The sequence below is a fragment of the Streptococcus sp. Marseille-Q5986 genome (assembly GCF_946902915.1).
Lineage (GTDB): Bacteria > Bacillota > Bacilli > Lactobacillales > Streptococcaceae > Streptococcus.
In genome coordinates this window covers 163,395-175,139 of record NZ_CAMPPY010000002.1, presented here as the reverse complement: position 1 = coordinate 175,139, position 11,745 = coordinate 163,395, and the positions used below count along the sequence as shown (strand labels likewise).

Sequence of the window (11,745 nt, the reverse complement as noted above, 5' to 3'; positions counted from 1 at the left end):
GAGAGAAATAGCATAAATACGCCTAGGAATGACATTTTTATGTAGTATTTCTAGGTTTTTTTGTTTCAAATTGAAAATTTTTTCAATTTAGGCTTGACAAAGGATGAAGATAGGTGTATTATTTATACAATCAAAAGGAATAAACATAAAGGAGGCTTTGTTATGAATAAGATGAAGAAGGTGTTGATGACGATGTTTGGCTTGCTTATGTTTCCCTTATTATTTGCTTGTAGTAACACTCAATCCCAAGGTGTTGAAGCCGTCAAGCCCAAAAGAAAATTGGTTGTAGCCCTTAATCCAGAGTTTGCTCCATTTGAATACCAAAAAGTGGTTGATGGGAAAAATCAGATTGTGGGTTCAGATGTTGAGCTCGCCAAAGCCATCGCAGAGGAACTAGGTGTAGAAGTGGAGTTCTCTCCAATGAGTTTTGACAATGCACTGGCTAATCTTGATTCAGGAAAGGCCAATCTTGCCATATCAGGTATTTCTAAAACAGAAGAGAGAAGTCAAGTTTACGATTTTTCAATTCCCTACTACACTTCGAAAAATAAGGTTATCGTAAGAAAATCTGAATTAACGAATTACCAGTCAGTGAAGGATTTGGCTCAGAAAAAGGTTGGAGCGCAGAAAGGTTCTATCCAGGAAACTCTGGCCAAAGAAACCTTGCAGAATTCTTCTCCCGTTTCACTTCCTAAAAATGGAAATTTGATAACAGATTTGAAATCAGGGCAACTAGATGCGGTTATCTTTGAAGAACCAGTGGCGAAAGGATTTGTAGAAAATAATCCTGATTTAGCCATCGCAGACCTCGATTTTGAAAAAGAGCAAGATGATTCCTACGCGGTCGCCATGAAAAAAGATAGTAAAGAATTAAAAGATGCGGTTGACAAAACCATCCAGAAATTGAAGGATTCTGGGGAATTGGACAAATTGATTGATGATGCTTTTAAAGCCTCTATCGAAAAATAGAAAGAAGGAAGAGAAATGAGTAAGGAAAAAGTTATTTTAGCCTATTCAGGTGGATTGGATACATCAGTTGCTATTACATGGTTAAAAAAAGACTATGATGTGATCGCTGTTTGTATGGATGTGGGTGAGGGAAAAGATTTGGAGTTCATCCATGATAAAGCTCTCAAGGTTGGGGCTGTAGAGTCTTATGTCATTGATGTTAAGGAAGAATTTGCTAATGACTATGTATTAGTGGCCCTTCAGGCTCATGCCTACTATGAACAAAAATATCCCTTGGTATCTGCTCTTAGTCGCCCTCTTATTTCAAAAAAACTCGTTGAAATAGCTCATCAGACGGGGGCAACTACAATTGCCCATGGTTGTACAGGTAAGGGAAACGACCAAGTTCGGTTTGAAGTATCGATTGCAGCTTTGGATCCCAATTTAAAGGTAGTTGCGCCTGTTCGCGAGTGGAAATGGTCTCGTGAAGAAGAAATCCAATATGCAAAAGAAAACGGCGTTCCAGTTCCAGCTGACCTTGACAATCCCTACTCTGTCGATCAAAATCTATGGGGACGTGCAAATGAATGTGGTGTCTTGGAAAATCCTTGGAACCAAGCACCAGAAGAAGCATTTGGAATTACGTCTTCGCCAGAAGAGGCACCAGACAGTCCAGAATTTATTGACATTGAGTTTAGTTGCGGGGTGCCCATCTCCCTCAATGGAGAGAAGATGAAAGTGGTGGATTTGATTCAAAAACTCAATGAAATAGCTGGAAAACATGGGGTCGGACGGATTGACCACGTGGAAAATCGCCTAGTCGGTATTAAGTCCAGAGAGATTTATGAGTGCCCAGGTGCTGTGACTTTATTGGCAGCTCATAAGGAGATTGAGGACTTGACTCTTGTGAGAGAAGTGGCTCATTTCAAACCCATTATCGAGAATGAGTTGTCCAATCTCATATATAATGCCTTGTGGTTTAGCCCAGCAACTCAGGCTTTGATTGCCTATATCAAGGAGACACAGAAAGTTGTCAATGGAACTGCAAAAGTTAAACTCTATAAGGGGAACGCTCAGGTAGTGGCTCGGAAATCTCCAAACTCTCTTTACGATGAAAATTTGGCGACTTATACTAGTGCGGATACTTTTGACCAAGATGCGGCTGTTGGATTTATCAAGCTTTGGGGGCTTCCGACTAAGGTTTATTCAGAAGTTCAGAAAAATGTTGAGTAGTGACGCGATAGAAAGAGACGACAGGATATGCCGAAAAATACAAAATTATGGGGTGGTCGATTTGAAGGCACTGTGGAAGATTGGGTAGAACAGTTCGGTGCGAGTATTTCCTTTGACCACCGGCTGGCAAAATTTGATTTGATGGGTTCCCTAGCTCATGTTCAAATGCTTGGACAGACTGGCATTTTGAGCTTGGAAGAGGCAGAGCAGATCCAAGATGGTCTGCAAGCTTTGTTGCGAGATTTAGAGGCAGGAGAGCTTCATTTTGATATTGCAAATGAAGATATTCATATGAATATGGAAGTGTTGCTGACAGAGAAAATCGGTCCTCTGGCTGGGAAACTACATACAGCTCGCTCTCGGAATGACCAAGTCGCAACGGATATGCACTTATATCTAAAGGAGCAGCTTGGCCATGTCTTGGATAAGTTGGCGAATCTGAACAGTGTTTTGCTGGATTTGGCTGAAAAACATGTGGAAACCATCATGCCAGGCTATACCCATTTACAACACGCCCAACCGATTAGTTTTGCCCACCATCTCATGGCTTATTATAATATGTTTCAAAGGGATAGCGAACGCTTTGCATTTAACTTGAAACATACGGACCTATCTCCCCTGGGTGCGGCTGCCTTGGCGGGGACAACTTTTCCAATCGATCGTCAATTATCGAGTGATTTATTGGGCTTCCAACAACCCTATACCAATTCCTTGGACGCAGTGAGTGACCGTGATTTTATCTTGGAATTTCTATCAAATGCCAGCATTTTGATGATGCATATGAGCCGTTTTTGTGAAGAAATCATCAATTGGTGCAGTTTTGAGTATCAGTACATCAGCTTGTCTGATAGCTTTTCAACGGGTTCGTCTATCATGCCCCAGAAGAAAAATCCTGATATGGCCGAATTGATTCGAGGGAAGACAGGACGAGTTTACGGGCACTTACTCGGACTATTGACCGTCATGAAGTCTTTGCCTCTGGCCTATAATAAGGATTTGCAAGAGGACAAGGAAGGCATGTTTGATACAGTAGAAACGATTTTAAATTCTTTGGATGTGTTAGCGGGTATGCTATCGAGCATGCAGGTTAATCATGCCAAAATGCAGCAATCTACAGAGAATGATTTTTCAAACGCGACTGAACTGGCAGATTATTTGGCAGAAAAAGGCCTCCCCTTTAGAGAAGCGCATGAAATAGTAGGGAAATTGGTTCTAGACTCTATCAAGCATGGTAAAAACATCCAAGATTGGGATTTGGAGGAGTTGCAAGCCTACCATCCCTTGATTGAAGAGGATATTTATATCTACTTGCGTCCAGAAACCGCTGTTCAGAGACGGAATTCCTTAGGAGGAACCGGCTTTGAGCAAGTTAAATATCAGATTGCAGTTGCTAAGCAAGCGAATGAAAGTTTAAATTTTTGATGAATAGTTGAATGGTGAAAAATAAAGACTCAACCTTCTTTAACAATGAGAAGAAGGTTGAACTTTTATTTGATTCAGGATAGACTTGAGTTAGTGATTTTGATTATTCTTTGCAAGAAAGTGATAGCTGTTTAAGGTGTTTGTTTATTGTCAAAGTGGCAATCAGGAGTTTTTTTGTTCATTATTAAGTTTTTGCTATAATAATTCGTGTATAAGCAAGAAAATATGTCAATGACTTCTTGCTTTTATTTACAGTGGAATTAACTTCTCCCAATTTGTTGTTTTTCTAAAATAATCTCAAACAATAAGGTTCCAATTAAGTTAAACATTAAGCGAGAACGTAGTTTTTCTCTTTTTTTCGGAGTGTTATAAACATAAATGATGGCGTCACTGACTTGTGAAAGAAACTCATTCCCTAAACTAGTTATTGACAGTATTTTAGCTCCCCTTTGCTTGGCTGCAAATATACTTTGATTGATTTCTTTATTTTTTCCACTGAGTGAGAAAACAATCATGACATCTTGAGGAGTAATAATATCAGCAATTCGCTTTATTGAATAATGTTCGAAGTAATCATTCGACCATAAATTTACCAACTTTAATTTCCTATTAAAATCAGACATAGCCATATAGCTAGAACCGACACCGATACAAAAAATACGACGCGCCATGATAATTTGATCGGCAAAGTAAGTAAAATCAATTTCTGTACAAATGGACATTGTTTGAGCAAACTCAATAGATAATAGTTGTTTTAATTCCTCGAATGAAGACAGATTTTCGATATTAGGAGAAGATTTTTGCATATCTTTGGACAACTGTAGTTCATAACGCAAACTATTGAAAGTGTCATAACCTAATTTTTTGCATGCCCTTATGATTGTGGATGAAGATAAAAAAGTATCATTACAAATTTGTTTTAATGTAATCTTATTTAGGTTATTTTGTGTTAATAAATAATCAATAATTAACTGTTCATTTGCAGATAACTGGTCGTAGTTGTTTTTAAGATTTTCTAAGAACATACATGAATTCCTTGTGTAAGTTTTATGATACAATTTTACTGATTTAGTAAAAAAAAGTCAATACAGGAAAAAAGTTGAAAAAATAAAATAAGGAGATCCAAAATGTTATAATGTGTTTGTTTAATACAAGGAGGTTTTAAGATGAAAAAAAATAAATTCATCTCAGCGTTCGAGCAGTTTGGACGATCTTTTTTACTACCTGTTTCAGTATTACCTGGTGCTGGTATTATTAAAGGAATAGGAACTGCTTTTACTAATTCTAATACTTTGGAGATGTTTCCTTTCCTAAATAATTCAATTCTTCAATTCGTGATGAAGTTTTTTATCGCTTTAGGAAATACAGCATTTGATAACTTACCTATCATCTTTGCTGTGGGAGTAGCTGTAGGTTTAGCTAAACGAGAAAAAAGTTCAGCAGCCTTGTCAGGATTATTAGGATTTCTAGTTTTACATTATATTTTAAATTTTTTATTAAAGACAAGCGGTACACTTGTGAATACTGCAGGACTAGATTCAGTGCAAGCTAAATTATTGTTAGCAGGTGCTATGCAAACGAAAGTACTTGGAATTCAAACAATAGATTTAAGTGTATTTGGAGGTATTATAGTTGGTATTGTTGTCTATTTTGTTCATAAATGGGCAGTAAAACAAGAACTACCAACTATTATTGGGTTCTTTAGCGGTCCTCGGTTTGTACCAATTGCAACTATGGTCGCAATGTCTGTTGTTTCTATCGTTTTATTCTTTGTTTGGCCGATAGTTCAAAGTGGAATCAGCGTACTTTCTGTAGGAATTTTAAAATCAGGACCTATAGGTACTTTTCTATACGGTTTAGTTGAGAGAGCGCTGTTACCATTTGGTCTCCATCACGGTCTCAATTGGCCTGTTCGAACAACAGAACTAGGAGGTTCATGGCTCATTGGAGGGGAACAAGTGACAGGTACGGTTAATGCCTATTTGGCTTCACTTGCAGATCCTTCAATTACTTCTATAGATCCTTCAATTACCCGTTTTAATGGTGGTAAGTTTGTTTACTTTATGTTTGGTCTTTCTGGGGCAGCATATGCCATGTACAAAACAGCCGATCCTAAAAAGAGAAAATTGGTTGGTTCACTTTTATTTTCTGCTGCTGCAACATCTTTCTTAACAGGTATTACTGAACCAATTGAATTCACATTCTTATTTGTAGCTCCTGCCTTGTATGCAGTACATGCTGTGTTAGCTGGTACATCTTTATTTGTTATGCATCTTTTGGGTGCTGGAGTAGCGACACCAACTGGCCACGGATTTATAAACCTTGTTATTTATGGTGTTTTACAAGGTCCTAAGACTCACTGGTGGCTTGTATTTCTTGTAGGTGTTCCATGCTTCTTTATTTACTATTTTGTTTTTAAATTTATGATTTTGAAATTTGACTTTAAGACTCCAGGTCGTGAAGACTCAGAGGAAGTGAAATTGGCTAGCAAAGAGGAAGCGCGTGGTAAATATGGTTTGAAAATCCAAAATGTCGGCAAAGAAGATGAACCTAGCGTTTCACTTGATAGTCTATCAAAAGAAGATAAATTACGCCAACAAGCATTTGGCCTTATTGAAGCTCATGGGGGAGCAGAAAATATTGTAGATGTTAATGCTTGTATAACTAGATTACGTATTGATGTAAAAGATAAATCAGTAGTTGATAAAGATATTATTGTGAGTAAATATGAAGCGATGGGATTTGCAGAGAATGGAATGCAGATGCAATCTATTTATGGTGCATATGCGAATGTGCTGAAAATGGAAATTCAGGACATTCTTGGCATAGGTGAATAAGTATGGCTCTTAAGATTTTATGTATTACTGACTTAGATGGAACATTTGTTAAAGATTCAATAAGAGTTTCTAAGAATGACTTGACAGCATACCACTCTTTAAAAAGGTTTTGTGATTTTGCGATTGCGACTGGGCGCTCAATAAAGGAAATTGAATATATCACTAAAAAAAAGAAAATCGATATTCAATATTATATTGCCTTTAATGGTGCACTGATAGCAAATACGCATCAAAATGTAATTTTTTCAAATCCAATTCAAAAAAAAGATGTTGAGCAACTATTGGAGTTTTTAAAAAAAGAAAATCTTGTTTTTGATGCTTTAGATGGTATTCAACGTATTGGGAATTTTGCACATGAACATATTGAGCGGTTATGGGATATGAGAATAGTTTGTCCAGATAATCCGTACGATAGTTTGAGATATAAAGATATTTATAAATTTAACATTCGTCCCACTAAAGAGCAAACAACTGATTATCTAAATATTTTGCGCGAAGAGTTTCCGAGTTTGGCATTTTTTCAATCAGGAGAAACAAGAATCGAAGTAACTTCAGAAGGCGTATCCAAAGGTTCGGCAATCCGAAGAGTTTCTGCAGACTACGATTTACTAGTTTCGTTTGGAGATTCAGGTAATGATGTTTCGCTTTTTGAAAATTCAGACATTTCATATTGTATGTCTAGTGCGCCGGCAGAGGTAAAGAAGTATGCGAAATTCGAAGCGGAGAATTTTTCAAGTGCCGTAACACATTTATGTAAGTTTATAGAAAGTTCCTCTCTACTAAAATAAAATTAAAGATACCATAAAATACTAGGATTTGCGCTGATGATTCAGGCGCTGATCCTCAAAAAGTTAGACTTTCTCTGTCTAACTTTTTTGTATTTTAGATAAATCAAATTAATGAAATGAGAACTATTTTGTTCTTCTTGTAGTTGCTAGTGAAAAATAAATGTTCTCTAACAATTATTTTGGAAATTGCAGTGTGTCTTAGTCTAGGTTCAATCAATTGTAATGTTCGATATTAAACCTGTGTCTATGTATTAAACAGTGTATATAGATTTTAAATGCCAAGTTTTCTGAGTTCAACTTTCCTTATGCTTTTTATCAGCCTCTTCCTTGTCTTCTCCAACCAAGCGTGTTATAATGAATACGGCTCAAGCGACCTTCAATCGTGAAGCACACACGACCTTCAATCGTGAATAAACGAATAGATGGGAGACTTACTATGAGTGATAACTCTAAAACACGTGTTGTCGTGGGGATGAGTGGTGGTGTTGATTCGTCGGTGACGGCTCTCTTGCTCAAGGAGCAGGGCTACGATGTGATCGGTATCTTCATGAAGAACTGGGATGACACAGATGAAAACGGCGTCTGTACGGCGACCGAAGATTACAAGGATGTGGCTGCGGTGGCAGACCAGATTGGCATTCCCTACTACTCTGTCAATTTTGAAAAAGAGTACTGGGACCGCGTTTTTGAGTATTTCCTAGCGGAATACCGTGCAGGACGCACGCCAAATCCAGACGTTATGTGTAACAAGGAGATCAAGTTCAAGGTCTTTTTGGACTATGCCATGACCTTGGGGGCAGACTATGTAGCGACTGGGCACTATGCTCGAGTGGCGCGTGATGAGGATGGCATCGTTCACATGCTTCGTGGCGTGGACAATGGCAAGGATCAGACCTATTTCCTCAACCAACTCTCGCAAGAACAACTCCAAAAAACCATGTTCCCATTGGGACATTTGGAAAAGCCTGAAGTTCGCAGACTCGCAGAAGAAGCAGGCCTTGCGACTGCTAAGAAGAAAGATTCGACAGGGATTTGCTTTATCGGAGAAAAGAACTTTAAAAACTTCCTCAGCAACTACCTACCAGCTCGACCTGGTCGCATGATGACTGTGGATGGTCGCGATATGGGCGAGCATGCAGGCCTTATGTACTATACGATTGGTCAGCGTGGTGGACTTGGTATCGGTGGGCAACACGGTGGTGACAATGCACCTTGGTTCGTTGTCGGAAAAGACCTAAGCAAGAATATTCTCTATGTAGGCCAAGGTTTCTACCATGATTCGCTCATGTCAACCAGCCTAGAGGCTAGCCAAGTCCACTTTACTCGTGACATGCCAGAAGAGTTTACGCTCGAATGTACGGCTAAATTCCGCTACCGTCAGCCTGATTCTAAGGTGACTGTATATGTCAAAGGAGACAAGGCAGAGGTCATCTTTGCAGAACCGCAACGCGCGATTACACCAGGACAGGCAGTTGTCTTTTACGATGGCGAAGAGTGTCTAGGTGGCGGTTTGATTGACAATGCCTACCGCGATGGACAAGTTTGTCAGTACATTTAGATTGACAAATTTTCTCAATTTGCTACAATAATAAAAGCAATAGAAATGATGGTCAAAGCTCATGGATGTTGCAGGCTCTTTTGTCCTGCACTTCTTTGGAGTTTTGACTGTTTTTGTGTCGTTTAGAGGAAAGGACAAAAATGACTCAACAAGACTTTCGGACAAAAGTGGGAAATACTGTTTTTGGCGTTCGGGCGACAGCCTTGATTCTTCAAAATGGCAAGCTCCTAGTTACCAAAGACAAGGGTAAATATTACACTATCGGCGGTGCGATTCAAGTCAATGAAAGAACGGAAGACGCAGTAGTCCGTGAAGTGAGGGAAGAACTGGGTGTCAAAGCTCAAGCTGGGCAACTAGCTTTCGTGGTTGAAAATCGTTTTGAACAGGACGGTGTTTCCTATCACAATATCGAGTTTCATTATTTGGTGGACTTACTTGAGGAAGCCCCATTGACCATGCAGGAAGATGAAAAATCGCAGCCCTGTGAGTGGATTGACTTGGAACAGCTCCAGGATTTCCAACTAGTTCCAGCCTTTTTAAAAACAGCCTTACCAGATTGGGACGGCCAACTAAGACACATTCATCTTGAGGAATAGGAGAGAAACATGATGGTTAAGCTTACTGCTCATGTACTTGTTCATAGTGGTGGTGATTATTTGCTCATTCAGCGTTCGGAAATTAAAAGAGGAGAGCCCAACGTTTATCCAACTTACTGGGATATTCCTGGTGGCGGGGTTGAAAAGGGTGAACTTCCGCGAGATGGAGCTCTTAGAGAATGCATTGAAGAAGCGGGAGTTAGGCTAGATAGCAGTTCGCTCAAACTTCTTCACGAAGATAGTCAACTGGATACCTCTAAGGATACGGTCTTTACTCGCTTAGTTTATAAAGCAGAGTGGGTTGAGGAGAAGCCAATTATCAGATTAGATCCTGAAGAGCATACACACTTTAAATGGGTTACTATGGATCAAGCTCTAGAGGAGGAGAAGTTAGTTCCTTATTTGCGAGAAATTTTTGAAAGGTTAAGAAATGACTTATAATTTTACAGAAGAATACGATATTATTGTAATTGGTGCGGGGCACGCTGGGGTCGAGGCTTCCTTGGCTGCCAGCCGTATGGGTTGTAAGGTCTTGCTTGCGACCATCAATATTGAAATGCTGGCTTTCATGCCTTGTAATCCCTCTATCGGAGGTTCTGCCAAGGGGATTGTTGTGCGTGAAGTAGATGCCCTTGGTGGTGAAATGGCCAAAACCATTGACAAGACTTACATCCAGATGAAGATGCTCAATACAGGAAAGGGTCCAGCTGTCCGTGCTCTTCGTGCGCAGGCTGACAAGGAACTATACTCTAAGGAGATGCGCAAGACAGTTGAAAATCAAGAAAATCTGACCCTTCGTCAAACTATGATTGATGAGATTTTGGTGGAAGACGGTAAAGTTGTCGGTGTTCGTACAGCGACCCATCAAGAGTATGCTGCAAAGGCCGTTATCGTGACGACAGGGACTGCCCTACGTGGGGAAATCATCATTGGAGACCTCAAGTACTCATCAGGGCCAAACCACAGTCTAGCTTCGATTAACCTAGCTGACAACCTCAAGGAATTGGGACTCGAAATTGGTCGTTTCAAGACAGGAACGCCTCCACGTGTCAAGGCTTCCTCTATCAATTACGACGTAACAGAGATTCAGCCGGGGGACGAAGCGCCAAATCACTTCTCATACACTTCATGTGATGAGGGCTATATCAAGGACCAAGTGCCATGCTGGTTGACCTATACTAATGGTACCAGTCATGAGATTATCCAAAACAACCTCCACCGTGCGCCTATGTTTACAGGTGTGGTCAAGGGAGTAGGACCTCGTTACTGTCCGTCGATTGAGGACAAGATTGTGCGCTTTGCGGATAAGGAACGCCACCAACTTTTCCTTGAGCCAGAAGGGCGTAATACAGAGGAGGTCTATGTTCAAGGCCTATCAACCAGTCTGCCTGAGGATGTCCAGCGTGAGCTGGTTCATTCCATCAAAGGTTTGGAAAATGCTGAAATGATGCGAACAGGTTATGCCATTGAATACGACATGGTCTTGCCGCACCAGTTGCGTGCAACACTTGAAACCAAGAAAATCTCAGGACTTTTCACAGCTGGTCAAACAAATGGAACGTCAGGTTACGAAGAGGCGGCAGGTCAAGGGATTATCGCTGGTATCAATGCGGCTCTGAAAATCCAAGATAAGCCTGAATTGATTTTGAAGCGTAGTGACGGTTATATTGGGGTCATGGTTGATGATTTGGTGACCAAGGGAACCATTGAACCTTACCGTCTCTTGACCAGCCGTGCTGAATACCGTCTCATCCTCCGTCATGACAATGCCGATATGCGTTTGACAGAGATGGGACGCGAGATTGGACTTGTTGACGATGAACGTTGGGCTCGCTTTGAAATCAAGAAAAATCAATTTGACAATGAGATGAAGCGCCTAGAAAGTATCAAACTCAAGCCAGTCAAGGAAACCAATGCTAAGATTGAGGAGATGGGCTTCAAGCCGTTGACAGACGCGGTGACAGCAAAGGAGTTCCTTCGCCGTCCAGAAGTTTCTTACCAAGATGTGGTGGCCTTCATCGGACCAGCTGCAGAGGACTTGGATGATAAGATTATCGAATTGATCGAAACAGAAATCAAGTACGAAGGCTATATTTCCAAAGCCATGGACCAGGTTGCTAAGATGAAACGCATGGAAGAAAAACGCATTCCAGCAAATATTGATTGGGATGATATTGATTCTATCGCGACAGAAGCCCGTCAGAAGTTCAAACTCATCAATCCAGAAACCATCGGCCAAGCCAGCCGTATTTCGGGAGTAAACCCAGCAGATATTTCTATTTTGATGGTGTATCTTGAAGGTAAAAATCGTAGTATTTCTAAAAATCAAGAAAAGAAAGCATAGAGAAAAACAGCTCCGAAGA

General features: G+C 40.1%; 10 protein-coding genes. 9 read left to right on the top strand and 1 reads right to left on the bottom strand.

What is annotated here, in order from left to right:
* Positions 1-162: 162 nt before the first annotated feature.
* The 3 genes from OVN21_RS04400 to argH are packed head-to-tail and all read left to right on the top strand — an operon-like array spanning position 163 to position 3,603.
* Positions 163-969, top strand: a complete 807-nt coding sequence (locus OVN21_RS04400; protein WP_267247442.1) for an ABC transporter substrate-binding protein — start codon at positions 163-165, stop codon at positions 967-969.
* A gap of 15 nt (positions 970-984) precedes the next feature.
* On the top strand, positions 985-2,181 hold the full coding sequence (locus OVN21_RS04395; protein ID WP_267247440.1) for an argininosuccinate synthase: 1,197 nt from the start codon (positions 985-987) through the stop codon (positions 2,179-2,181).
* A 27-nt stretch (positions 2,182-2,208) separates the two neighbouring features.
* Complete coding sequence (gene argH, locus OVN21_RS04390) at positions 2,209-3,603, top strand: argininosuccinate lyase (protein ID WP_267247439.1); 1,395 nt, start codon at positions 2,209-2,211, stop codon at positions 3,601-3,603.
* 260 nt (positions 3,604-3,863) lie between these two features.
* On the opposite strand, the gene OVN21_RS04385 is transcribed toward argH, so the two are convergent.
* Positions 3,864-4,628: a MurR/RpiR family transcriptional regulator gene (locus OVN21_RS04385; protein ID WP_267247438.1), complete on the bottom strand. Its 765-nt coding sequence runs from the start codon at positions 4,626-4,628 to the stop codon at positions 3,864-3,866.
* A gap of 141 nt (positions 4,629-4,769) precedes the next feature.
* Between OVN21_RS04385 and OVN21_RS04380 the strand changes: the two genes are divergently transcribed.
* The 6 genes from OVN21_RS04380 to mnmG all read left to right on the top strand — a co-directional run bounded on the left by OVN21_RS04380 (position 4,770) and on the right by mnmG (position 11,726).
* Entirely contained in the window at positions 4,770-6,440 is a 1,671-nt protein-coding gene (locus OVN21_RS04380) for a PTS transporter subunit EIIC (protein ID WP_267247437.1), read from the top strand.
* 2 nt (positions 6,441-6,442) lie between these two features.
* The gene (locus tag OVN21_RS04375) at positions 6,443-7,228 is read left to right on the top strand and encodes an HAD-IIB family hydrolase (RefSeq protein WP_267247436.1); all 786 of its coding nucleotides are present in this window, start codon (positions 6,443-6,445) and stop codon (positions 7,226-7,228) included.
* A 436-nt stretch (positions 7,229-7,664) separates the two neighbouring features.
* Positions 7,665-8,786, top strand: coding sequence for a tRNA 2-thiouridine(34) synthase MnmA (gene mnmA / locus OVN21_RS04370; RefSeq protein ID WP_267247435.1), 1,122 nt, complete (start codon positions 7,665-7,667; stop codon positions 8,784-8,786).
* Between the two features lie 140 nt (positions 8,787-8,926).
* Positions 8,927-9,382: an NUDIX hydrolase gene (locus tag OVN21_RS04365; RefSeq protein WP_267247434.1), complete on the top strand. Its 456-nt coding sequence runs from the start codon at positions 8,927-8,929 to the stop codon at positions 9,380-9,382.
* Positions 9,383-9,391: 9 nt separating this feature from the next.
* Positions 9,392-9,823, top strand: coding sequence for an NUDIX hydrolase (locus OVN21_RS04360; RefSeq protein ID WP_267247433.1), 432 nt, complete (start codon positions 9,392-9,394; stop codon positions 9,821-9,823).
* Entirely contained in the window at positions 9,813-11,726 is a 1,914-nt protein-coding gene (gene mnmG, locus OVN21_RS04355; RefSeq protein ID WP_267247432.1) for a tRNA uridine-5-carboxymethylaminomethyl(34) synthesis enzyme MnmG, read from the top strand. Before OVN21_RS04360 ends, mnmG begins: the two co-directional genes overlap by 11 nt.
* The last annotated feature ends 19 nt before the right edge of the window (positions 11,727-11,745 follow it).

Coding starts and splice junctions, on each gene's coding strand:
- OVN21_RS04400 (WP_267247442.1), top strand. CDS start 163: ATGAATAAGATGAAGAAGGTGTTGATGACGATGTTTGGCTTGCTTATG.
- OVN21_RS04395 (WP_267247440.1), top strand. CDS start 985: ATGAGTAAGGAAAAAGTTATTTTAGCCTATTCAGGTGGATTGGATACA.
- argH (WP_267247439.1), top strand. CDS start 2,209: ATGCCGAAAAATACAAAATTATGGGGTGGTCGATTTGAAGGCACTGTG.
- OVN21_RS04385 (WP_267247438.1), bottom strand. CDS start 4,628: ATGTTCTTAGAAAATCTTAAAAACAACTACGACCAGTTATCTGCAAAT.
- OVN21_RS04380 (WP_267247437.1), top strand. CDS start 4,770: ATGAAAAAAAATAAATTCATCTCAGCGTTCGAGCAGTTTGGACGATCT.
- OVN21_RS04375 (WP_267247436.1), top strand. CDS start 6,443: ATGGCTCTTAAGATTTTATGTATTACTGACTTAGATGGAACATTTGTT.
- mnmA (WP_267247435.1), top strand. CDS start 7,665: ATGAGTGATAACTCTAAAACACGTGTTGTCGTGGGGATGAGTGGTGGT.
- OVN21_RS04365 (WP_267247434.1), top strand. CDS start 8,927: ATGACTCAACAAGACTTTCGGACAAAAGTGGGAAATACTGTTTTTGGC.
- OVN21_RS04360 (WP_267247433.1), top strand. CDS start 9,392: ATGATGGTTAAGCTTACTGCTCATGTACTTGTTCATAGTGGTGGTGAT.
- mnmG (WP_267247432.1), top strand. CDS start 9,813: ATGACTTATAATTTTACAGAAGAATACGATATTATTGTAATTGGTGCG.